Raw genomic sequence first — 21,424 nt, 5'->3', positions numbered from 1 at the left:
CATGCTCAAGACGATCAAGCGCATGGCCTCAATGCTAGGGGTTAAAGCCCAATATGATGGCGCGAGCACCAAGCGCCGCATGGCAGGCAAAGGTAATACGATTACCGGCCCCAATGGCCCTATCGAGCGCAGCTTGCCCATGCTTCAGGCGCGCAGCCATAACGCCATCCGCAACAACGCCTACGCCCGTAAAGCCAAAGAGGCTTATGTTGCTAATTTGGTCGGCACCGGCATTAAGCCGCAGTGGGGCAACGATGAAATCCAGCAGCTGTGGGATCGCTGGGTAAACGAATGCGACGCCGATGGCGTTGATAATTTCTACGGCCTGCAGGCTCTGGCTGCTGGCGCACAGTTTGAAGCCGGTGAAGCGCTAGGGCGCGTCCGCTACCGCCGCGTGAGCGATGGCCTTGCCGTGCCCATGCAGCTGCAGGTGATTGAAGCCGAACACCTCGACCCTGCCTACAGCCGCGCCTTTGATGGCCGCTTGATTCGTATGGGCATTGAGTTTGACGGTATCGGCCAGCGCCGCGCATATCACCTCTGGCGGCACCACCCGCATGAAAAGCTCACTAGCGAGATGAACACCCGCGTCGCGGTGCCCGCTAGCAACATCATCCACATGTACCGCCGCACACGCTCTGGGCAGTTACGTGGCGTGCCAGAGCTAACAAGCGTCATTGTGCGGCTGTACGAAATAGACGAAATGCAGGACGCCACGCTCGCCCGCCAAAAGCTCGCCAATCTGTTTGGGGCGTTCGTGAAGCGCAAAACAGATCACGAACCCGAAGACGACGGCCCATTTTTCGGCACCCAGGTCTCCATGCCGGGTGAGGGCGGCGAGGAGATGGACGAACTGACCCCAGGCGGCATCCACTACCTGGAAGATGACGAGGACGTAACATTCTCTGACCCACCCGACATTGGCGCGAATTACAACGAATGGCTGCGCACCGAGCTACTCGCCGTGGCTGCTGGCGCAGGCATTACCTACGAACAGCTAACCGGCGACCTGAAAGGCGTCAACTACTCCAGTATTCGCGCTGGCCTGCTGGAATTCCGCCGGCGGGCTGAGGCGCTGCAAGCACACCTGCTGGTGCACCAGTGGTGTCGCCGCATCGCCGCGCAATGGCTCGATGTGGCCGTGACCAGCGGTGCGCTGAGCATCCCCGACTACTGGCAGCGCCGCGCTAGCTACCTCGCCATTGACTGGATAGCACCGAAGTGGGCGTGGGTAGACCCGCTCAAAGAAGTGACCGCCGACCTAATGGAGGTACGCGCCGGGTTCAAGCCCCGCTCAGAAGCCGCTGGCGAACGTGGCTGGTCGCTCGATCAGCTCGACGCCGAGATCCAAAAAGGCAACACCAGCGCCGACAAGCACAAGCTGGTGCTTGATTCCGACCCACGCATCACCGCCAAGAACGGCTCCCTGCAGGCAGCGCTTGAAGCGCTGGTGGCCGCCACCGAAGAAGAGGAAAACAGCTAATGACATGGTTTAAAGCACAAGCCTTGGCGGATAACCCGCGTAAAGCCCTAGTTTCGATTGATAAACCGATTGGCAGTGACTGGGCGCCTGATTGGATTGCTGATTTTACCGGCGAGCAACCGGCCCGCGATTTTATCGCCGCCATCGATGCCCTTGGTGAACTGGACGAAATCACCGTGGAGCTCAACAGCCCCGGCGGTGACGTGGCTAGCGGTGTGCGTATCTACAACTACCTGCGCAACCACCAAGCCAAGGTGCACACACGGGTAACCGGCACCGCCGCCAGTATTGCCACCATCATCATGATGGCCGGTGACACACGCTCCATGGCGATTGGTTCCACCATGATGACCCACCGAGCCAGCGGCCTGATGCTGGGTTTCTACAACGCCCAAGAAATGGAAGAGACCGCCCGCAACCTCAAAACTATTGATGCCGCGATGGTGGATATTTACGCCGCCACCACTGGCAAAGGCAAAGAAGAGATCGCCGCGCTACTGGATCAAGGCGACACCTTCCTAGGGGCAGACGAGGCCATTGAATGGGGCTTTGCCACCGAAGCAGATTCGCAGCTGAAAGCCGTTGCCTGCGCTGATCCCAAGCTGTTCATGAAACAGCTAGAGCAAGCGGGTGAAATCGCCAAGCTGAAAGCGCAGCTGGCGGGCAGCACTACCGCCACGATGACAGCAGCGGAAGCCCTCGCCCTAGCGTTCGATATGACGCCAGAAGAAGCCGAGGCCCAAGCCGCTGATCTGGGTGATCAGATTATTGCGCTAAGGCAGCAGGCACCCTCATCGCTCACCAAAATTGAAGATATACCACAAGCGCTGCTTGATGAGATTAAGGCAGCGGGGCCGGGGAAAATCCAGATCGATAACTCGGTTAAAGAGGCGGTAGCCGCAGAGCGCACCCGCATTACCGCCATCGTCAAAGCCTGCCAAACCACTGGCCAAGCGCAGCTGATGGAAAAGCTGATTGATAACGGCATGGCACAAGCGCAGGCCAGCGAATATATCTACGACGTAGCCGCTGCCAGCGGCAACCAAAGCAGTATCCACAGCAGCCACTCGCCCGAAGGCGGACACCGTGCGGCCATAGATCACAACAAGATCTACGCCCGCATCAACCGCAAGGCGCAGGCGTAAGCCTCGCCGCTTTCCTCACCCCGCATCTACCTAGCCACAGAAGGAGGCCGACCCATGGCCAGCAAAACATTTACCGAAGGCCGTCACACTGGCGAGCACATCGTATCTGAAGCCAACGGCGCGCGCTCGCGTGAGCAAGGCACCTTGGCCGCAGGCAACCTAGCAGCGGGCACCGTGCTGGCGCTAAACGGCGCGGGCAACTACGTGCAGCTAGCGCCTGCCGCCGCAGACGGCACCGAAACCGCCAAGGCCGTGCTTTACGCGAGCGTAGATGCCAGCGAAGCGCCCAAGCCCTGCGTAGTCCATGTTCGCGCCTGCGAGGTGCATGGCGAAGCACTGACTTGGCCGGATGCCGCCACCGAAGAGCAGATCACGGCAGGCACCAACGATCTGATTGGCCTAGGCGTCATCATCCGCTAAGCCGCGTTTAACTCCCCCATATCGAGTGCCCATCCGGGCAACCTGCATCCGTTACCCAATTTACTGAGAGAGGCCAACCATGGGCATCTTTGATAACGATATTTTTACCTTGGCGTCACTAACCGCCGCCATCAACGACGTGGAATACCAGCCGCGCCGTCTCGCGGAAATGGGCATCTTCCAGGCAGAAGGCTCCCGCACAACGTCGATGGTGATTGAGAAGTCAGGCCACCAGCTGGGCTTGGTACCCGCTAAAGAGCGCGGCGCACCCGGTACCGTGGTGGGCGCTAACAAGCGCACCGGCATTACCTTCACGGCGCACCACCTACCGACTACTGCCACTGTTCTGGCTGACGAAGTGCAGAACGTGCGTGCTTTCGGCACGGAAGACCAAGAGCAGGCGGTTCAGTCCGTGGTCAACGCCCGCTTAGCCAAGATGGCGCAGCGCATTGATGTTACCCACGAATACCACCGCATTGGCGCGATCAAAGGCCAGATTCTGGACGCGGACGGCACCACCGTGCTGGCAGACCTTTACAGCGCGTTTGGTATCACGCAAAAAACCATCGCGTTTGCGCTGAACACCGACACCACTGATGTTCAGATGAAGTGCCTGGACGTGCTAGAAGAGATCGAGAAGGGCCTGGGCGATCTGTTTTTCTCAGGCGCTACCGTGCTATGCGGCGCGAGTTTCTGGCGCAAGCTAGTGGCTCACCCCAAAGTGCGCGAAGCCTACATGTACCAGCAGTCTGAGCGCCTGCGTGCCGATGGCCGCGAGTCGTTCACGTTCGGCGGCCTGATGTTTGAGCGCTACCGTGGCCACGTTGGCGGCAAGGCGTTTATCCCAGAAACCGAAGCCTACGCTTTCCCGATGGGTACCGATGAACTGTTTATCACCCGCTTTGCACCGGCTGACTACATGGATGCGGTCAACACGCTGGGCTTGCCGCTGTACAGCTCAAGCGAGCCGCTGTCGCACAACAAGGGCGTTGAGCTGGAAGCGCAGTCTAACCCGCTGCACCTCTGCACTCGCCCGCAGGCGGTGATCAAGCTAAAAGAAGCGGCCTCATAATGAGCCGCTTTGGCAACCTGACTAACCGCCTCAATGAGGCGGTTATGACCCACCTCACCGACAGCGACACCGCCACCTACACCCCCCACAACGGCACGCCCATCACCGTTAGCGTAATACTCGACCGCGATGTAGAGCGCACGGTGGCGGGGATGCAGGGCATGGTGATGGAATCCCGCACCGAGCTAACGGGCTACACCAGCGAGCTAGGCGAAGGTGGGCGCGGCGATGTGGTCACCGTTAACGGCACCGGCTGGCGGTTAGGCCAGAAGGCTAACGATGACGGTTATCTGGTGACGTGGGTAGTCACCCAGGAGCGGCTATGAGCCAAACCACCCCCATCAAAATCACGGTTGATAAAGCGGCTATTAGGCGCATCGAGCAAGACTTGTTGCACTTAAAAAATGGTGCACCCCGCGCCATGAGTCGCGCTATTAACCACACGCTGAACGTCACCCGTACCGAAGCCAGCAAAGAGATCCGCAAGCAGGTCAAGCTCAAAGCGGGTTACGTGCGGGAAAAGCTAAAGGTTAAGCGAGCGACGATTAACAGTTTGAACGGCGCGATCCAAACGCCCGCGCGCGGAACGCTGCTCACGCGCTACCCCCATCGGCAGTACAAGAATGGGGATATTGGTGTTCAGGTAAAGCCGACCGGCGGCAAGAAGCGGATGCCCGGCGCGTTCTTTATCCGGTTCAAAAATGGCGTGCAGGCGATTGCCATTCGCACGCAGTACGGCCCCGGCCTGGGGCGTAGCGAAGGGCTAAAGGTTTTGTATGGCCCTTCCACCAGCCAAGTATTCACCGATGTTAAAGACGACCTGCAAGCCCCTAGCGGCAACCGCTTGATGCAGCGCCTGGGCTATGAGGCCGAACAGCTACTCAAACGGCAGTGATATGACCCCGATTAGAGAGCAGATCATCGCCGCCCTGGCGGCGCGGCTGAACGCTGAGCGCGCCAACAGCATTATCGACACGCTGCCGGCGCGCAGTATCTGGGACGGCAGTGATGGCAACGTGGAGCGCAACCGCTACGGCGGCGTGGACGTTACCACCGAAGTGACGGTGGAGACCGTGCACCAAGCGGACCGCGACCACCGCCAGTGGAGCACCCAGGGCAACGCGATTCTAGCCGAGCTGATTGCCACGGCCACCGGCAGCGACCGCACGCTAGGCGGGCTGGCGGAGGATGTTGCCTATGCAGGCGGCACCATCTACTACCCCGAAGAGGGCAGCGACATTATCGGCGTTGACCTGGTGCTGACCGTGCGCTGGTCGCATCGGATTGGCGACCCGTATTCGCAGTAGGCGCAACCCAAGAGAGGAACACCCCATGTATGAAGAGATGCAGAGCAAGCGCCTGCCTGATCGTACCGATGTGCGCTGGTTTCACTCGGCCACCGTGACCGACGCCACCAGCGCGCCGTTAATCGTGCCTGCCGTGGATCGTCCGGTAGCGGTAACGGTCACCCCCGGCGCATCGGCCCGCGTGGAATACACACTCAGCGATTACGCCGCCGTGGATGCGGGCACGGCTACTTGGCTGCCGTGGTCGGCGGGGGATGTGAGCGAGCCAACGGGTGATTCCGCTGTAGGGGCCATTACCGCGCTTCGGCTGGTGAGTACCGGTGCCAGCACTTGGGAGGTGACGCTGTGATCTTTAAACCCATCTGGCGCGGTATCTGGCTGGGCATTTGGCTAAACGCCACGCCGCCAGCGCCGCCACCTACCGGTAATTGGATTTTGCGTACTGGCGCATGGCAAGACAGCGGGCAATGGATAGATAGCGAGGTGTGGAATGGCTAGCATCGGCACAATTTCAAACGGCGAAACGGGTCTCTCCGTTCGTAACAAACTGAATCTCGCGATTGCCGAAGCCAATAAAGTGGCGCTCAAGCTCGACGCCTCGCAAAAAGGCAGCGCGGGCGGCGTGGCCACGCTGGATGCCACCGGCAAAGTACCCACCGCTCAGCTACCCGATATTCCCGCTGGCCGTAAAGTCGTGGTGGCCGATGAAGCGGCGCGGTTAGCGCTGCCCGTGCATCCCGACCTCACCATCGCCTACCAGTCAGACACCGGAGACGCCTGGGGCCTGGATGCCGACTCAGCCCCGAGCATTGCCGCCAACTGGACGCTGCTAGGCAACGCGCAAACAGGCGGGGTCAACAGCTTTAATGGCCGCACTGGCAACGTCACCCCGCAAGCGGGCGATTACAACGCGTCTCAGGTAGGCGCTATACCCGCGACTGAAAAAGGCACCGCTGATGGCGTGGCCACGCTGGATGCTTCGGGTAAAGTACCTGCCGCCCAGCTGCCCGCCGCAGGCATTGAAGACGCGCCGATCAATGGTATTCCTCATAATCGAAAAGATGGTGCCTGGGTGCCTGCCGCCTCCCCTGGCAGCGGTGGGCCTTTCACGGTTGAGCGGCGAAATGGATCAGCGGCGGGGCAGGTGCATGTATTTTCGCTGCCTGCCGCTCAGTATGCGTTTGATTTGGGGGCGTTTGCTCTGAAAGAGGGTACGGCTGCGACTAACCAGAGCATTTTTATTGAAACGTTTGGCGCAGATTCGGAAACGGATTATCAGCAGACGGGGGCGCTGGTTTGGGATGTGGATTTGTCGCCTTACACTGGACAAACGTACACCACAGCTCCAGATGGAAGTTTTTACTCGTCGCCAGTTAGAGCGGATGGTCAGTTGTTGTCTATTTCATCAATAGCATACACCGAACCCCCGGGACTCGACCCGTTTCCTAATACAAATTCATACTATTTAGTACCGAGGCTAACCAGTGCAACAACCCCCAGCAATTTAAGCATTTCATCGTCCTCTGATTATTCGGCATCATTTGCGAAATGGATGGCATTTGATAGAGAGCCAACGCTAGGTAATTGGGCATCTAATGGACTGCCAACAATCTCATCTCCTCAATGGTTGCAGGTATCATTTGAGAGTCCGCAGTTAGTGACGGGGTATCAGTTAGTTAGCCGTGAGGATAGTGCATCAGCAGATAGCTCACCCACAGACTGGACTCTTGAAGCATCAAATGACCTAACAACATGGGTCTCGTTGCATACTGTTGTCGGAGCTGCGGCAGGATTCGCAGTTTCACATTTGTTTGAAGATATTGGTAACACCAATGCTTACTCCCATTATAGGCTTGTGATTACAGGCACCACTGCCACTCAGTATGGTGTTGTTGTGGGTCAGTTTAATCTAATAACCTCCCTGTCTATCACATCAGGTGAGCCATTTCTTGTCAGAGATGGTAATCTGCAATACTACTCAGCTACAGGGGGCGCTTTAACGCAAGTTGCCACACCCGCCACACCTGAAGATATTATTGCCAGAGGGACTACCACCTCGGGAGATATACCAATCTCTGCTATCGGGGGGATGGAGTCACTGCACGTTGTGTCATCTGGGCCAACCACTATCATTACCACTTACACACCCTACAACCAAATCGCTTTTGAACAACCACGATCAGTCAGCGCATGGTCTGAAATCAACGCCGCCACCCTAACCACCACCGAAACAGGTGCAGGCACGGTACGCGTCGCCGTCAGCCGCAACGGCACCGACTGGTACGCCTGGAGCGGTACCGCGTGGGTATCACTCGGCGGGCTAGCAGCAGATACCGCCAGTGCCGACGCGCTGCTTGCCAGCGGCATGAGCGCCGCCACGCTTAACGCGCTCACTTGGGCGGAGTGGGAACCGCTATTCGCCGGTACCGAAGATGGCACGCCAGACGCACTCGCATTTGCCTACGCACTCTCTGTGCCAGACCCAACAGTTGACGCTGCCAGCATTAGTGACCTGACCATTAACGTGGATCTAAAAGCAGGCTGGGAACTTCAATCTCCAAGCGACGTAAAGATCACATGGTTTAACGATCAGGTCACGTTCCGCACCGTGAGCGCGGGTAACTACCGCTTTGCCTATCAGACTCCGTGAGGTGAGCATGAACTACTGGCGAGACAGTAACGGCGCTATCTATTGGGGCGACCGTGTACACCCCGGTGACGAGCCCGCAAGCCAAGCTGATGGCGAGCAGGCGCGCTTGCAGTACGAGCGTGAACGCATGGTTGTTAGCCCTTACCAGGGCTTGTCCGCGCTGGAGCATTTCGGGCACCTTGAGGCAGTAGAAACCATGATGGCCGATCCAGAAACGCCCTGGCAAACCCGCACCGCGTACCAGCGCGCAGGCGAATGGCGGCGGCTTAGCCCGATGGTGATGGGCATGATCGCCAAACTGGAGCTGACCGACGAACAGGCCGACGCCATGTTCGCGTATGGTGCTCAAGTCGTCCTGTAAGCCGTTTCACAAATCAGCCTCACCACCCTTTAAAGCCCGCCACCGTGCGGGCTTTTCCGTGCCCGTTCGCCGGGCCATTGACCACGCAACTGATCACACAGAACAGGAGAACGCCCGTGGCGATCACTGATAACCCCAAATTGGAATATGAGTCCGGCCAGACGTTCAACGACTGGGAGCACATGAGCGACACCGGCGATGGCATGGTGTTTGAAGCCACGTTTGCGCCGTGGAGCGGCCGCGCGGGCTTCGATGCCGAGGTGCGCCCGTGGGGGCTGGCGACCGGTGGCGCGATTCGTGCCGGTAGCGGAAACGATAACGTCACCGTGGCTGCGCTTACGGCTTACATGCCTACCGCGTCAGGCGCTCAGCCGGATGGCTTGGTGAACGTGGCCAGCGCGGATGTGACCATTCAGCGCGCCACTACCGCTACCCACATGATTACCTCCATCACCGTAGATTCAAGCGGTGCGCTGGTGGCCGTGGCGGGCACCGAGGGCAGCACATTTACCGAGCAGCGGGGTAGCGCAGGTGGCCCGCCCTTTATCCCGGTGGATAGCATCGAGATCGGGCAGGTGCGTGTCAGCAGCGACGCTGCCGCGCCGGTGTCTGATACGCAGATCTATCAAGTGGTAGGCCTCCACCAGGAGCGTTACGACGCCCCCGTGTGGGAATCTGACCCCTCGGTTGGTGAGGTGCATTTCGTCGCTGAACTGCCAAAGATTCACACCGGCAGCGTGGCGAAAAAGGTTAGCGTGCGCGGTTACACGCCGATCTTTGCCGAGCTACCCCGTGCCAGCGCGTGGGTGCCAGCGGAAACCTCGCATTCTGTGAACTCCACGCAGATCTACAACGGCACGCTAGGCAGCGTTTCGCGCACGCTGGGTCAGGCGTCTTTCACGCACTACGGCGATGGCACGGCCAACGACCCGATGGTGAAGCTGAAAAACGAGCGCCTGTGGTTCCGCTTCTACCAGGACCGCAACCGCAGCCCGCACTCTCTCACGCTGGGTATTCTCGGCATCGGCCGCACGTTCCCCGCGGGGGATCATGTCAACGTGGCGTGCACGGTATCGGCTGAGCAAGGCTCTCAGGATTTCGAGTAACGCCCGCATCCACCCCGGCCACGCGCCGGGGTGCTTTTGACTGTGCCTAGCAGGAGGCAGCATGGATTTTGACGTTAATAAGTTCGCCAGCACATCGTTCAAGCGCCGTGAGGAAGATGTACCGGTACCGGATTTACGTGAGTGGTTCAAAGGGCTGAAAGAGGGCGAAAAACCCGTATGGCGCGTGCGAGGGTTAACCGGCGAAGAGCTGGCCCGCGTGAACGAAGCCAGCGCCCGCAACCGCAACAAGAACGCCGTGATTGAAGCGCTGAACTCCGATAAAGCGGAGAAGGTAACCGACGCCATTAAAGAGCTGATCGGTACCAGTGAGCGCGTACCTGACGACCTAGCGCGCCGAATCGAACTGCTTACCATCGGAAGTGTCGCGCCGGAGTGCTCGCATCAAGTAGCGGTCAAGCTGGCGGAAGCGTACCCCGTGGAGTTCTACGAACTGACTACCAAGATTACCCAGCTCACCGGCATGGGCAGCGAGCCGGGAAAGCCGAAGCGCTCTTCAGGCAGCCAGGCATCCAGCTCGCCCTCAAACTCTGCGACCTGAAGGGCGAATTTCTGTTTCGCGTCCGGCCTGACCTGTTCCCGCTTGCCATGCTGACCGACCTAGAACTAGATCTTTGGGGCCTTTATTACGGCCAGCGCCAAGAGGGGCGCAGCCAAACATAATGTGTTAGGTTAAATGAGGATTAGGCAAAGGGGCAGGTGATGCGGGGGATAGCAAGCGGGTTAGTGTTGCTGGCGCTGCCACTGGCGGCGCAGGCAGATATTATTAAGTGCGTGAATGCAACTGGGCAAGTGGCGTATCAGGATTCACGCTGCCCAGCTGGCGCTGAAGAAACAGTGCTAAAGATTCGGGGTGGTAGGGTAGAAGCATATAAGGCTAGAACCCAACCCCTGGAAGCGCAAGCGTTGGCGCGGTTTCGGTTGTCTTCAGCTACGCCATTTTTTGAAAACAATAATGGAGGGCTTGAGGAGGCATTAAGGGCACCGAGCCTAAAGCCTGGAACTGTTATTTTCATTACCGAGATTGAAAGAGTTGGTGATGATGATCTGTATCGGGCTTTCACTCAGTCGGGTAGTCATGCTGATTTTGGGTGGATATATGTCCCGGCGCTGATGGGACAAGATGAATCGTTACCATTGATTGACTGGAATAATGCTTTAAAAGAAGCCGACAAGGTTGCTGTTGCTGCAGAGTTCTCAAATGGATTTGCTAAGCTCCCAGAGTTTGATAGCGAGCAATATTGTGCCGATTATGCGTCTGAGGTGGATAGCTTAGGTGTTGATCAAGAGCAGGCGCGCACTCAATGCCTGGAAGCCCAGCAAAGAGCATTTGCTGAATTAAATGGGCGGTTTGAAAGTTTGCCCTTCATTATTAGGCAGACGTGTAGCATTGAGTCAGTTATTGAGTCTTCAGGCTCTTATGATGAGCTATTTAGGTGTGTAGAAATTAAAGAGCAGTTTTCGGGTGATGAGCTTACTTTTCCTGGGTAATAACAGCTCACCTTTAGAGGGCTTATTCATGCGCAAAGCACTGTGTTTGACTAAAAGAGTTTTGTGAAGTCCTGTACTTCCAAACAGGCCAATCAAGCCCCTTGGGAAGCGCCCGCAACGCCACCATAATAAACACGCAGCTTGACGCCTGCGCCGAGTTGGGCCAACATTCCCTTGCCGCTGCAAAATCAGTGGCTCGGGTGTGGTAGCCCGACAAGGTACAGGCGCACAGCGCCAATGGGCGCTTTTTTTGTGCCCGTTATGGCGGGCCGTGCGTGGGACACCTTCGGGTGTGCCGGGTTCCTGTATCTCCGGTCTACCACCCCGCGTACGGTTCGCCTCCATCATGTGGTAGTGATTAGGCGAACTCCATTAAAGATACGGGAGTTAACAGCCATGACAGCTATCAGTGCAACTCAGATCTCCAGCCAGCCAGAAGCCTTCATTCACGCCGTGCAGGGCGCATTAAAAACCACTTCTTTGAAAGTGGCTGAGGCATTTGGAAAGCGTCACCGCGACGTGCTTCGCAAGATTGATAACCTTGATTGCCCTAGCGAATTTACATGCGCGCATTTTTGCGCTGATGTTCAAATCGTCAATTTGGGCCAGGGTGCCAAGCGTGAATCTCGCGTTGTGGAAATGGATAAAGACGGCTTCATGTTTTTGGTGATGGGCTTCACTGGCCAGAAGGCCGCGCAGATCAAAGTTGCCTACATCAACGCCTTCAACTGGATGGCAGAGAAGTTAGGCCGCGCGCCCACCAGTGTGGAAGATCGTAAGCCGCTCAATCGTGCCGTTCGTACCTTAGCCAATCTACGCAGCGCCCAAGGCGAAGCTGCCGACTATGCCGGTATGTGGAAATTGGTAAACGGCTACCTGGGCGTGAGCACGATTGAAGAAGCCAGTCAGGAACAGATCGACCGCGCCATGATGTTTGTGCAAGACAGCATCGAACGCGAAACGCACAAGATCATCGAAGGCGACTATCTCGGCAAGCAGACCCTGCCAGCGCCTGCGGCCGCCGTGATCGATTACCCGCTCGCTCGCCAGTGGAACGAATGGCAAGCCCACCAGCTAGTAGGCATGGATGCGATGCACCATTCAGACCTTCGCCGCCTGCTGGCGCAGCTCAACGAAGCCGCCCGCACTGGTTCGGCTGTTCAGGTGAGCAGCATTGCCAATGTGCAAGAAGAGATAAAAGCCCTCATACATCTTTGCGAAATGCGCGGCATTCAACAGCGCAAAGCAGAGGAAAAGCTGACGCACATTCAGAACTTTGTTGGCTCGCTCGCCAAAACCACCGGCTGCCTACAAAGCACACTAGCGCAGTAACACCTTAATACCCCAAGGCCCGCCATGCGGGCCTTTTCATGACTGGGCCACCGCTGCCCAGGCATAGCCCGTGGGCGTCATTCTAGTTAAGAGGTAGCCATGGCAGACCTAGAAAAAACCGTCGCCATTATTTTTGAGGGCGTGGACCAGATGGGGGCGGGGATCACGTCCGCCACCGGCAAGATCGATGATTTCACCAGCAAGGTGGAGCAAGCGGCCGCACCGCTGGCGAACGTAACCAAAGCAATTCTGGCGGCAGAAGTGGCCGCCGCCGCGCTGGCGGTGGCGTTTGGGCAGAAGGCGATTTCCGAAGCCACCAAGTTCGAGGCCGCACTAGCCGACCTGCAAAAGACGCTAGGCGAGGGCGACGGCTCGGCAGAGAGCTACGCCGCTGAGTTGAACGAGCTTTCCAACGCCTATGGCGTGTCGTCGGATCTGCTTGTTCAGTCGATGGCCGACTACAAGCAGGCGGGTTTTACCGCTGAAGAGTCGCTTGGGCTAGTAAAGAATGGGCTAGATTTGGTCATTGCCGGTGATGTTGAAGCTGCGCAATCCAGTGAGATTCTGGTGCAGGCTCTCAAAGGCTTTAAGGCGCCCGCCAGCGAAGCCAATCAGCTACTGGAAGTGCTGAACGCTTCGAGCAACACCTACGCCACCGATGTTGAACAGTTGGCTCAGGGCATGGGGATGCTCTCGCCCATCGCCAGTACGCTGGGGCTCAGCTTTGAGGAAACGGCTGAGCTGCTGATTCCGGTGATTGAGGTATTCCGTTCCGGGCCTGAGGCGGCTAACGCGCTGCGTACCGGCTTGTTGCAGCTAGGGGCCGACACCGCGCCGGTGACTGATACGCTAGAACGCCTGGGCATTGCTCAACGTGATTCCAACGGCGTGCTGCGTAGTAGTACCGAGATTCTGAAGGACGTGGCAGCGGCCACCAGCGACATGGAAGCCGCTGAGAAGTTGTTTGTGGCCCAACAGCTCTTCGGCATCGAACAGTCTTCCAAAATGGTGGAGGTGCTCGGCTCGCTGGAGCGCGGCAACATCGACGTAGCCGCCGCGATGCAGAACTCCAGTACCGTGGCCGAAGAGGTGGCCATTAAGCTGGCGACCGCAGAGCGCACGGCGCAACGCACCGCTACCGCCTTCGATAACATGGCGGGAACGATTGGCGGTAAGTTCCTCACAGAGATGACCGGCATCAACAACGCCATTGGCGAGATATTCCGCCAGATGGATGGTGCCGTTGCCGCTGGCGAGCTTGATCCGCTGTTTGAAGAGCTGAACGGCCACCTCAAACAGATTGAGCGCTTGGCCCTTGAGGTGGCAAATGCGCTCCCCGAAGCGCTGGAAAATGCCGATTACAGCGGGTTCTCTGATGGCCTAGAAGCGCTGTTTGGCGATCTGGAAAACGTCGAGATCACCGCCGAAGATCTGCAGGGCGTGATTGAAGGGCTGGGTAGCGGCTTCCGTTCGCTCTCGGAATTCACTAGCGGGACGATTGAGGTGTTCAAAGGCGTTGCCGAGGTCATGGGTCCGGTAATTCAGGCGTTTACCGAATTAGACAGTGATACTCAGCAGTGGCTAGGTGTGATTGGTGGCGCTGCCCTGGTGGTGGGGCCGACCGTGGCAGTAATAGGCAGCCTGACCACGGCAGTAGGCGCCCTGGCGGGCACCGGTGGCGTGCTGGCGCAAGCCATTACCCGCTCTGACAGTTTAATGGAGAAATTTGGCAAGGGCTCTGGCCTGGCCTTAGTGGCCTTTGAGCTGGGCGAGGCGTTCGTTAATGCGCGGGAGCGCTTGCGGGAGTTCAACGAACAGCCAATCACGCTGGCTGAAAAGATCAACAGCGACCTAGCGGACATTGAGAATATTCAGGGTGACGAGTTCTCCATCTTCAACGTTGAGAACATCGCTGCCGGTTACGAAACCATCAAGCAGTATTTCGGCTGGGGTAGCGAGGCAGAGGCCGATTTCAACCAGCTTTCTGAGGCAGCGGTCGCGGCTGCCGTCAAGGTGGTAGAGTCCGCTGGCAGCATTGGTGGGGAGAGCGCGGAGGACGTTAAGCGCATTAGCGACGCGGCGATAGAGGCGGCCCTGGGGGTGGCAAACGCGAGTAGCGACCTTGAGAGCGCATTTAGTGGATTAAATATACCGCTAATTGATCAATTAGCTAACCTGCCCGGCCCTATGGAGGATGCGGCTTACCATATTGTAAGTGGTAGCGCAGACATTACGGCTTCTGTTGGTGAGATAGAGGATGCCGCAAACCGCCTTCATCATGCTTTTCTCAATGGGTTAATAGACGAAGATCAGCTCTATAGCGGAATATCTGCGTTGAGTGAATTAAAGGGGCAGCTTTCAGAAACTGCGGATAGCCAAGAAGCGCTGACCGGCGAAGTGCTGAGCAGCGAGGAAGCGATACTCAAAGCCCGCCAAGCCGTGTTGGACCAAACCCTGGCGCTTGAGGAGCTGGCCAGCAACGAGCGCATCAAAAACATGGAGTTCGCCGTTGATTTCCAGATTGCCAAAATGGAAACCGACGCCAAGAAAGTGGAGGCGATTCTTAGCGCTACCAGCGAGACGATCAGCTCCACCGCCGATGCGGCCGCTAGCATGTTTGGCATTCTGGGAGATCTCAGCTTTGGTGATCGCTTCGCTGCCCGCGACGCCATCGAACAACAGCTCGAGATCCAGCAGCAAGCCGCCGACCAGCAGGAAAAGCTCATTGCCGCCCAAATCAAAAGCCTGAACGCCAAAACCCAGGCGCTCCAAAACGGCGATGGGTTGATCAAGATCAGCTCAGACGGCCTAGAGCCCGCGCTGGAAATGATCATGTGGGAGGTGATTGAAAAGGTGCAGATGCGCGCCAATGCCGAAGGTGCCGAGTTCCTGCTCGGGTTGTAACCCTGCCGTTTAGCCCTCTTAGCGAGACCCCTTTATGTATCTCATTGGATTAGCCGCGCGTGGCTACGACCCGCGTGGGGCCATGCTATTGCCGTATCTCGACGGCACGGCGCTGGGCGATGTTAACCGCAGGGTTAGCCGGGTTAGCACGCTCGATGGCGGCGTGGCCGTTACCAACCGAGGCCACAGCCCTGGCGACCGCACGGTCACGCTATCGCTCTTAGGGCTGCCGCGTGAGGTAGTCGACCAGGCCCGCCGCTTAGTGCGGATTCACGCCAGCGTCACGCTCTCTATTCCTGATGGCTGCTTTATCGGCATCCCCAGCGAGTTTGTCGACCGTCGCCAAGAACTCATCATTCTCATCACCGAGGAGGCGTAACCATGCGCTTTGGATTTATCAACAACTTCGCCGCGCAGATCGCCGCCCCGTTGACTGACGCCGCCACCGAGGTAGAGCTTTCCACCGGCGCGGACGTTATCGCGACTGCACTTGAAAGTACCGATGTAATAGCGCTGACGTTGTTCGCCGTCGACAGCCAAGGCAACGAAACCAAGCGGGAAGTGGTGTATGCCACGGCTGCCACACCGCCGATGGTGACGATCGAGCGCGCCAAGGAAGGCGCAACGGCTTCCGCGTTTACGGCGGGTGATGAGGTGGAGGCGCGGTTAACGGCAGCGCAGTTGAATAATATGCCGCAGGGGATTGTGGTTGAATCTTCATTCCCTGGGGCGCTTGCGCTTGGGTCTGCTTATGAGGATGGCGGGCAGTCCTATGTCGGCCCTCTGGCGTCTGCAGCTGGGGCGGTAGCTGTTGGTACTAATTCTGAGGCAGCGGGGATTTTAAGCGTTGCCATTGGTTTAAATTCAAGAGCGTATGGCTTGAAGTCGGTCGCGCTGATGGGTGGCTTGGCTAGCGGCGAGGAAAGCCAGGCTTTCGGTGACGGTAGTAATAGCCAAGGTATCCAGTCGTTTGCGTTGAATGGCGGCATCGCAATAGGTGATGGCAGTTATGCAATAGGTGATGGCAGCCAAAGTGACGGCGATCAGTCTCTTGCTATTCTGGGCGGTTATGCATCGGGCCTGAGAGCAATGGCTTATGGTCAAAATGCCGTCGCAGGGGGCACGGACTCTCTCGCGCTGCACGGGTCATCTAATGGCGCTCGCTCTATCGCGATTGGTATTGATTCGTCTGTGAGCGCTGATGAAGGGGTTGCGCTAGGTAAAGGCGCGCAGGTCAATGCAGAAGGCGGCACGGCTGTGGGGCGTAATGCCGTCGTCAGCAGCCCAAAATCAACGGCCTATGGTGATGGCGCGAGCGCGCAGCCTCCTGGTGTTACTGCGTTAGGCAATGGCGCGACTGGATTATCGCCTGAAGCTTTGGCTTTAGGCTTGGATGCTAAGGGGCTAGCACCCTACAGCGTTGCTGTAGGCCGCGATGCTGAGGCCAGTCTAGTAGGAGGGTTGGCGATAAATGCGGTGAGCTATTTGCCTGCGGCTTATCGTCAGACTGGAGAGTTTGCTGGCCCGCCGCCTACGGCCACTCGCCAAGCCGCTATGCAGGTAGTGATCGGCACCGTTGCATTAGATCTCACTGACGGTGCCGCTCTGGCAACGGTTGAGCTACCTTCTAATGCAATCCTTCTACCGGACGCCTTTGATGTTGTCGTGGTGGAATCCGATACCCCAGGCGGCGCGCCAGAGATCCAAATCGGCCCGGATGACGTTACCCCTGCTGCCTACTTGGCTGCCACGCCGGTGACCAAAACCGCCGTGGGTGGGCGCGAAACTCACACCCCGCTTGTGACGGATGGCATTACCGCGTTGCGCGTTGCGGTGGTAACGGCAGGCACCGGCACGGCGTACAAAATCAAGGTGGTGGTGCGCGGGTACGTCATGGAGGTGTAAATGCTAAACACCGATCCGCTTAATAGCCGTGCCTTAGGCGCAGCCCAGCCGCCAGCGGGAGGGATTGATTGCATCCCCATTATCAAACGGCTGCCCGGTAGCGTGCTGAATAGCTCGCCGCTGGGCACCTGGGCACTTAACGGCAGCGGTGGCACAATCGTTATCGGCTGCGACGATGGCCCGCAAGGGGCGCTGTTCGACCCGTTGGAACGGGTAGAGGTCTACCTGCTGCTGATTGGGGATCTGCGCGTGCCGATGTCATCGTTTCAGGCCACCATGCGCCGTGAGGGTAAGTCGTTCCTGCAGGCGATTGTGCCGGCCGGTGATACGGTACTGCCCTTACTCGAGTACGGCACGATGATGCAGGTGCAGCTCGGCTACTACTACCCCAGCGTTGACGAGTTCGACGGCCTAGAAACCATCGCCCAAGCGCCGCTGGAGCAAATCCGAAGCGACGAAGGCCCCACGCGCTACACGCTAACGCTTTCCGGCTATGGCGATTTCCCGCAAGCCGACCCGCGTGAGCGCGCCTTGCAAGGCATACAGACGCGCTCGACTAACCAAGGCGTGCGCCGTATCCGCTGTAATGTGGATCTACTGCTGAGGCCGGACAACTACGCCATCGATGGCGACGGCTCGGTTTTTCGAGTCGATCAGATCCAGTATTTCGTCAATGACGTGAGCGCGGCCATGGAAGTGATCGAGGTGGGCAATGGGTAAAGCACGCATCCTGCAAGCGCTGGGCGAAGGGCGCTACACAATAGAGATCATCGAGGCCCGAGAGCGTGCCGAAGTGGCAAAGCAACAGGCGCTTGCGCGTATCACTCAGCTACAAACTCAGGTGAACGCGCTCACCCAGCAGATCAACGCCGCGCAAAGCGCGTTCGCCACCGCCGTGAATGAGCAAAACGCCGCCATTGCCCAGTATCAGCAGGAGATGGCCGAGGAGGGCAGATCCAGCATCAACCTAGCCGAAACCGCTGAAAAAGTGATGACCACGGCAGGCGAGCGCGACAAGTTGCGGGTAGAGCAGCGCAGCCTAGAGGTACGCATCAAAGCCGACGAGGCGCTAATAGCGCGCATTAACTCACTGCCGCCACTGCGCCAAATGCAAGCGTGGTGTGCGGACTACACCGATGACCTAAGCGGCGAAGTGGCCACTGCCGAAGTGCCGGGGGAGATCGGTAGCGTTATCATCAAGCCAGGGTTTGAGGGCGCAAACCAGTGGAGCGCCACCGCCGATGGCGCGATGCAGCCCGCACTGGCCAGCACCCCCGCTGCCACGTTCTACAACCTCGCAATGCTACCCGGCTGGCAAAAATGGCGCCCCACCTACCGCACCGCCACCATCACCAGCATTGACGGTGATACCTGCTCGATCACGCTAGATGCCGCCACCAGCAGCCAGCAGGCGCTCAGTGTCAACGCCCGTTCAAGCTACAGCGGCGTGCCGATCCTCTACATGGACTGCAACGGCGCGGCATTTGAGCAGGGCGATAAGGTGCTGGTAGCGTTCGCCGGTAATATCAATGGGCCAACGGTGGTGGGGTTTGAGAGTGCGCCGAAGATGTGCAGCGCTTTGGACTACATCACGATCTCTGATGAGGTGTGGGATAAGCCTAGCGCGGAGTATCTGACTAACACTTATTACCAGGAGGAGTGGACAACCCCCTCGCTGCTTGGAATGCCCATCAATGGGGGCAGCTACCAGATTACCGAAAGCGTCAATAAAGATAATGCCGCGCTAACTGTCACCGTCTCCCATGCGGATAGCTGGTCAGCCACTTATGTGGTGACTGAAGACCTTGGAAGTGAGTTTTTTTACGACAGTACAGAAGTCATCACCTGCCAGCATTCATGTAGCGTCGTGGGCACAGTGAGGCACTTGGGTAGACAGATAGATGTAAGATACGAAGCTACTGTAAATAGCGATTTCACTGCTAATTACACAGGGTTTTCGGGGGGCTTTGTTGGTTGGCCGGGTTATCCTGAAAGGCCCTATTCTGATGGTGCTGAAGGCGCTGAAGTCGCAAGTGTCATTTGGGGCCAGACCGACACACCATTTGCGTCTGTTTCAGAGATGTTTACGATAGCAGGCGTCTCGATTGATGTATCCAGAATCAGCGAGCACCTTTATACGAACTCTTCCTACCAATACTACGCTGAGTGGATTCGCTACCATCCTGCCATGAGCCTTGCTGCGTCAGGAGGTTTTTCGGGCAGCTGGCTCTCTCAGGTTGGCGTCACCAAGCCATTTAATATATTGCTACCGGACATTGTCAGCTTCGCTGAAGACGGCGAAAGGGGGCTGCTGCTTGTCTTCTCCTCAACCGGACCCACTGTTGAGCAAGGCATGTCTGATTACCTCCAGCAATACGGCCCTGAGCGGGTTTCCTGGTGGGGGCAAGTGCGCACGTTTATTTTAGAGGGAACCAGAAGGTATGACCCTGACGGTTCAGACAGTTTTTACTTGCGCAACCGCCTAGATGACAGAAAGCTTCATGTATGCATCACGCTAGTTGAGAGAGAAGGCGTTTTTGTAAGAGCGGAAACGCCCAGCAAGGTGCTTGACTACTTCAAAGAGCAAAAGATACGCGGCGGCAGTAGCGATTTGTATTACGACCTGCCGTTGAGCGTAGCTGTTTAGGTGAGCGGCCAAGGACGGCGAACCATTCCCCACTCCCCATCCGGGTTTCGCGCCATGCGCCAAACGCCTTCTGTCATTAAATCCCTTCGATTCAGCACATAAGCCGCAGTGCCAGGTGTGCGTCCTTCCTCTGGATCAAAACTAAACGTGCCGTGTCTTCCACTGTAGAGATAGCCTTTGTGGATGATATGGAACTCAATCACACAGCGCGGTAGTGAAGCGGAGGTAAAGCGCCGCCATCCATTGCGGCCGCGCTCTAGTTTCTTTCGCCACACAGTGGCGCGATAACGTTCATCCATGACATTACATCGCTTCGGCGGGGTTCCACCGTATCCTGACATGCTCGGCGGTCTCGTCAAGCGGCACCATGGTGACGTTCTCAACGGTGCCGAGATCGGCCAGCAGCCGCGCCCAATCCTCTGCCGCGTCGTCCGGCTGACGCTGGATCTCGGTGCAGTTCTCAGATTGAGCAGCGGGTGAATTGATCTTCCGCTTAACGCGCTCGACCAAAGCCGCGTAGGTTTTCTCTGACATCATCGCCTCTCTTTGACTGGTTATTTGTACAGTTATTTGGGCGAGTATAGCCAGTGCATACCCAAGCCGTCTAGCGGAGTGGGATGGGGGATGGTCGCGTTTTGGTCGCAAACTGCATGCGGCCAATGCGCTGTGTGTAACAGGTGTAAACCGCTAAGCGGTTGATTGTGCGACAAAGCCTTGTGCAAGCGCGGCCTTTGATAATCGCGGCAGCGGATTCAAAATCCGCTGCTTGTGTGCCTTATTAAATTTGGTAGGCCCTTTCGATTTCATCAAAGAGTGCTTGGCGAAGATGCCTGTAAGGTTGGTTTACTCCTAATGACGAGGCAATTTCATAATGCTTTTGATCAGCAGCGTGCATGCTTATTAGTCTGCTCACAAACCAAGGATCTCGGGCAGCTGGCGGGCGCCGTGCTTGCTCAAGATAATTGTCTTTACATGACTTCAAAACATACATGTATTCAAAGATCTGAGAGGAAGGGCAATCATCAATAAAGCTTTTGGATAGCGCATGTGTAACCTTCGCCTCGTGAAGAACACTTTCAAAGTCGATAGGCAATATTCTTTCAAGGTGCACTTGAGTGTAGCCAACTGTTTTAACCGGCAGTTGTTCGTCGAGCTCTAGAAAGTGACCGTCATTTAGCATCAATAGGTCGTGTAGCTTCATGGCTCTTTTGGCGTAATTGAATCGGGCCTCTTGCTGGAGCTGCTTACCATTTCTTCGCATCTCCACTACCGCAACAGTTAGTGCCGCGATGGAAATCAATATTGCTGCTATCGTTCCGATTTCTGCAGCTCGGCTAATCCAGTCGGGACCAGGTGAAAATGTGATCTCCATAGGGGGGCACTCAATCTATTGTAAAACTCAAGTGTAACCTGTTGATATTTATAGAGCGAATTGGTTGAGTCGGCTGGCTATCAAATGCAATGGTATCGTTCTGCAATCAATGGCTTACTGATATAGACGCGGAGTAATGGGGTTGCAGTGTTTGTGGCTAGAAGAGTAGGTGTGCCCCAAAGGTGCAAGCACCCCGGGGCGAAGGTTCAAA

General features: G+C 57.2%; 23 protein-coding genes. 20 read left to right on the top strand and 3 right to left on the bottom strand.

Annotated elements, in window-relative coordinates; translation table 11 throughout:
• Nucleotide 1 precedes the first annotated feature (1 nt).
• The 20 genes from ACIGG6_RS02450 to ACIGG6_RS02355 all read left to right on the top strand — a co-directional run bounded on the left by ACIGG6_RS02450 (nt 2) and on the right by ACIGG6_RS02355 (nt 19,841).
• Nucleotides 2–1,483 carry a phage portal protein gene (locus ACIGG6_RS02450; RefSeq protein ID WP_399841898.1) on the top strand — a complete coding sequence of 494 codons (1,482 nt, stop codon included), beginning with the start codon at nt 2–4 and terminating at the stop codon, nt 1,481–1,483.
• Nucleotides 1,483–2,628: a head maturation protease, ClpP-related gene (locus tag ACIGG6_RS02445; protein ID WP_399841895.1), complete on the top strand. Its 1,146-nt coding sequence runs from the start codon at nt 1,483–1,485 to the stop codon at nt 2,626–2,628. The genes ACIGG6_RS02450 and ACIGG6_RS02445 overlap by 1 nt, the downstream gene beginning before the upstream one ends.
• Before the next feature lie 54 nt (nt 2,629–2,682).
• The gene (locus ACIGG6_RS02440; RefSeq protein ID WP_399841894.1) at nt 2,683–3,048 is read left to right on the top strand and encodes a head decoration protein; all 366 of its coding nucleotides are present in this window, start codon (nt 2,683–2,685) and stop codon (nt 3,046–3,048) included.
• A gap of 79 nt (nt 3,049–3,127) precedes the next feature.
• Nucleotides 3,128–4,120, top strand: a complete 993-nt coding sequence (locus tag ACIGG6_RS02435; protein ID WP_399841892.1) for a major capsid protein — start codon at nt 3,128–3,130, stop codon at nt 4,118–4,120.
• Nucleotides 4,120–4,446 (top strand): head-tail joining protein, encoded by a 327-nt coding sequence (locus ACIGG6_RS02430; RefSeq protein WP_451923646.1) that lies wholly within the window; start codon nt 4,120–4,122, stop codon nt 4,444–4,446. Before ACIGG6_RS02435 ends, ACIGG6_RS02430 begins: the two co-directional genes overlap by 1 nt.
• A complete protein-coding gene (locus ACIGG6_RS02425; RefSeq protein WP_399841886.1) occupies nt 4,443–5,015 on the top strand; it encodes a phage tail protein in 573 nt (190 codons plus the stop codon). Before ACIGG6_RS02430 ends, ACIGG6_RS02425 begins: the two co-directional genes overlap by 4 nt.
• A gap of 1 nt (nt 5,016) precedes the next feature.
• On the top strand, nt 5,017–5,427 hold the full coding sequence (locus tag ACIGG6_RS02420) for a hypothetical protein (RefSeq protein WP_399841883.1): 411 nt from the start codon (nt 5,017–5,019) through the stop codon (nt 5,425–5,427).
• 25 nt (nt 5,428–5,452) lie between these two features.
• Nucleotides 5,453–5,776 (top strand): hypothetical protein, encoded by a 324-nt coding sequence (locus ACIGG6_RS02415; RefSeq protein ID WP_399841881.1) that lies wholly within the window; start codon nt 5,453–5,455, stop codon nt 5,774–5,776.
• Nucleotides 5,773–5,925, top strand: a complete 153-nt coding sequence (locus ACIGG6_RS02410; protein WP_399841879.1) for a hypothetical protein — start codon at nt 5,773–5,775, stop codon at nt 5,923–5,925. Before ACIGG6_RS02415 ends, ACIGG6_RS02410 begins: the two co-directional genes overlap by 4 nt.
• The gene (locus tag ACIGG6_RS02405; protein ID WP_399841877.1) at nt 5,918–8,077 is read left to right on the top strand and encodes a discoidin domain-containing protein; all 2,160 of its coding nucleotides are present in this window, start codon (nt 5,918–5,920) and stop codon (nt 8,075–8,077) included. Before ACIGG6_RS02410 ends, ACIGG6_RS02405 begins: the two co-directional genes overlap by 8 nt.
• A gap of 7 nt (nt 8,078–8,084) precedes the next feature.
• Nucleotides 8,085–8,438 carry a hypothetical protein gene (locus ACIGG6_RS02400; protein WP_399841875.1) on the top strand — a complete coding sequence of 118 codons (354 nt, stop codon included), beginning with the start codon at nt 8,085–8,087 and terminating at the stop codon, nt 8,436–8,438.
• A 116-nt stretch (nt 8,439–8,554) separates the two neighbouring features.
• On the top strand, nt 8,555–9,544 hold the full coding sequence (locus ACIGG6_RS02395) for a hypothetical protein (RefSeq protein ID WP_399841872.1): 990 nt from the start codon (nt 8,555–8,557) through the stop codon (nt 9,542–9,544).
• 61 nt (nt 9,545–9,605) lie between these two features.
• Nucleotides 9,606–10,103, top strand: a complete 498-nt coding sequence (locus ACIGG6_RS02390) for a hypothetical protein (protein WP_399841869.1) — start codon at nt 9,606–9,608, stop codon at nt 10,101–10,103.
• A 185-nt stretch (nt 10,104–10,288) separates the two neighbouring features.
• Nucleotides 10,289–11,053, top strand: a complete 765-nt coding sequence (locus ACIGG6_RS02385) for a DUF4124 domain-containing protein (protein WP_399841867.1) — start codon at nt 10,289–10,291, stop codon at nt 11,051–11,053.
• 396 nt (nt 11,054–11,449) lie between these two features.
• Entirely contained in the window at nt 11,450–12,385 is a 936-nt protein-coding gene (locus tag ACIGG6_RS02380; RefSeq protein WP_399841865.1) for a Rha family transcriptional regulator, read from the top strand.
• 99 nt (nt 12,386–12,484) lie between these two features.
• Nucleotides 12,485–15,289 (top strand): phage tail tape measure protein, encoded by a 2,805-nt coding sequence (locus ACIGG6_RS02375; RefSeq protein WP_399841862.1) that lies wholly within the window; start codon nt 12,485–12,487, stop codon nt 15,287–15,289.
• 34 nt (nt 15,290–15,323) lie between these two features.
• Nucleotides 15,324–15,668, top strand: coding sequence for a hypothetical protein (locus tag ACIGG6_RS02370; protein ID WP_399841859.1), 345 nt, complete (start codon nt 15,324–15,326; stop codon nt 15,666–15,668).
• Between the two features lie 2 nt (nt 15,669–15,670).
• Entirely contained in the window at nt 15,671–17,194 is a 1,524-nt protein-coding gene (locus ACIGG6_RS02365; RefSeq protein ID WP_399841856.1) for a hypothetical protein, read from the top strand.
• A complete protein-coding gene (locus ACIGG6_RS02360) occupies nt 17,195–17,914 on the top strand; it encodes a hypothetical protein (protein ID WP_399841853.1) in 720 nt (239 codons plus the stop codon).
• On the top strand, nt 17,907–19,841 hold the full coding sequence (locus tag ACIGG6_RS02355) for a hypothetical protein (protein ID WP_399841851.1): 1,935 nt from the start codon (nt 17,907–17,909) through the stop codon (nt 19,839–19,841). Before ACIGG6_RS02360 ends, ACIGG6_RS02355 begins: the two co-directional genes overlap by 8 nt.
• Here ACIGG6_RS02355 and ACIGG6_RS02350 read toward each other — a convergent pair.
• From ACIGG6_RS02350 to ACIGG6_RS02340, 3 genes are all read right to left on the bottom strand, one after another.
• Nucleotides 19,838–20,140, bottom strand: a complete 303-nt coding sequence (locus ACIGG6_RS02350) for a hypothetical protein (RefSeq protein ID WP_399841849.1) — start codon at nt 20,138–20,140, stop codon at nt 19,838–19,840. The genes ACIGG6_RS02355 and ACIGG6_RS02350 overlap by 4 nt on opposite strands.
• A 4-nt stretch (nt 20,141–20,144) precedes the next feature.
• A complete protein-coding gene (locus ACIGG6_RS02345; RefSeq protein WP_399841846.1) occupies nt 20,145–20,378 on the bottom strand; it encodes a DUF1654 domain-containing protein in 234 nt (77 codons plus the stop codon).
• Between the two features lie 241 nt (nt 20,379–20,619).
• On the bottom strand, nt 20,620–21,213 hold the full coding sequence (locus ACIGG6_RS02340; RefSeq protein ID WP_399841843.1) for a hypothetical protein: 594 nt from the start codon (nt 21,211–21,213) through the stop codon (nt 20,620–20,622).
• Between the last annotated feature and the right edge of the window lie 211 nt (nt 21,214–21,424).

The organism is Vreelandella lionensis, assembly GCF_044543515.1.
GTDB classification, from domain to species: Bacteria; Pseudomonadota; Gammaproteobacteria; order Pseudomonadales; family Halomonadaceae; genus Vreelandella; species Vreelandella lionensis.
Note: the sequence above shows the minus strand (reverse complement) of the source record. Positions and strands in the feature narration are given on the sequence as shown.

What these genes read in the sequence shown, in the direction of transcription:
- ACIGG6_RS02450 (WP_399841898.1), top strand. Translation starts at nt 2, where the DNA reads ATGCTCAAGACGATCAAGCGCATGGCCTCAATGCTAGGGGTTAAAGCC.
- ACIGG6_RS02445 (WP_399841895.1), top strand. Translation starts at nt 1,483, where the DNA reads ATGACATGGTTTAAAGCACAAGCCTTGGCGGATAACCCGCGTAAAGCC.
- ACIGG6_RS02440 (WP_399841894.1), top strand. Translation starts at nt 2,683, where the DNA reads ATGGCCAGCAAAACATTTACCGAAGGCCGTCACACTGGCGAGCACATC.
- ACIGG6_RS02435 (WP_399841892.1), top strand. Translation starts at nt 3,128, where the DNA reads ATGGGCATCTTTGATAACGATATTTTTACCTTGGCGTCACTAACCGCC.
- ACIGG6_RS02430 (WP_451923646.1), top strand. Translation starts at nt 4,120, where the DNA reads ATGAGCCGCTTTGGCAACCTGACTAACCGCCTCAATGAGGCGGTTATG.
- ACIGG6_RS02425 (WP_399841886.1), top strand. Translation starts at nt 4,443, where the DNA reads ATGAGCCAAACCACCCCCATCAAAATCACGGTTGATAAAGCGGCTATT.
- ACIGG6_RS02420 (WP_399841883.1), top strand. Translation starts at nt 5,017, where the DNA reads ATGACCCCGATTAGAGAGCAGATCATCGCCGCCCTGGCGGCGCGGCTG.
- ACIGG6_RS02415 (WP_399841881.1), top strand. Translation starts at nt 5,453, where the DNA reads ATGTATGAAGAGATGCAGAGCAAGCGCCTGCCTGATCGTACCGATGTG.
- ACIGG6_RS02405 (WP_399841877.1), top strand. Translation starts at nt 5,918, where the DNA reads ATGGCTAGCATCGGCACAATTTCAAACGGCGAAACGGGTCTCTCCGTT.
- ACIGG6_RS02400 (WP_399841875.1), top strand. Translation starts at nt 8,085, where the DNA reads ATGAACTACTGGCGAGACAGTAACGGCGCTATCTATTGGGGCGACCGT.
- ACIGG6_RS02390 (WP_399841869.1), top strand. Translation starts at nt 9,606, where the DNA reads ATGGATTTTGACGTTAATAAGTTCGCCAGCACATCGTTCAAGCGCCGT.
- ACIGG6_RS02380 (WP_399841865.1), top strand. Translation starts at nt 11,450, where the DNA reads ATGACAGCTATCAGTGCAACTCAGATCTCCAGCCAGCCAGAAGCCTTC.
- ACIGG6_RS02375 (WP_399841862.1), top strand. Translation starts at nt 12,485, where the DNA reads ATGGCAGACCTAGAAAAAACCGTCGCCATTATTTTTGAGGGCGTGGAC.
- ACIGG6_RS02370 (WP_399841859.1), top strand. Translation starts at nt 15,324, where the DNA reads ATGTATCTCATTGGATTAGCCGCGCGTGGCTACGACCCGCGTGGGGCC.
- ACIGG6_RS02365 (WP_399841856.1), top strand. Translation starts at nt 15,671, where the DNA reads ATGCGCTTTGGATTTATCAACAACTTCGCCGCGCAGATCGCCGCCCCG.
- ACIGG6_RS02360 (WP_399841853.1), top strand. Translation starts at nt 17,195, where the DNA reads ATGCTAAACACCGATCCGCTTAATAGCCGTGCCTTAGGCGCAGCCCAG.
- ACIGG6_RS02355 (WP_399841851.1), top strand. Translation starts at nt 17,907, where the DNA reads ATGGGTAAAGCACGCATCCTGCAAGCGCTGGGCGAAGGGCGCTACACA.
- ACIGG6_RS02350 (WP_399841849.1), bottom strand. Translation starts at nt 20,140, where the DNA reads ATGGATGAACGTTATCGCGCCACTGTGTGGCGAAAGAAACTAGAGCGC.
- ACIGG6_RS02345 (WP_399841846.1), bottom strand. Translation starts at nt 20,378, where the DNA reads ATGATGTCAGAGAAAACCTACGCGGCTTTGGTCGAGCGCGTTAAGCGG.
- ACIGG6_RS02340 (WP_399841843.1), bottom strand. Translation starts at nt 21,213, where the DNA reads ATGGAGATCACATTTTCACCTGGTCCCGACTGGATTAGCCGAGCTGCA.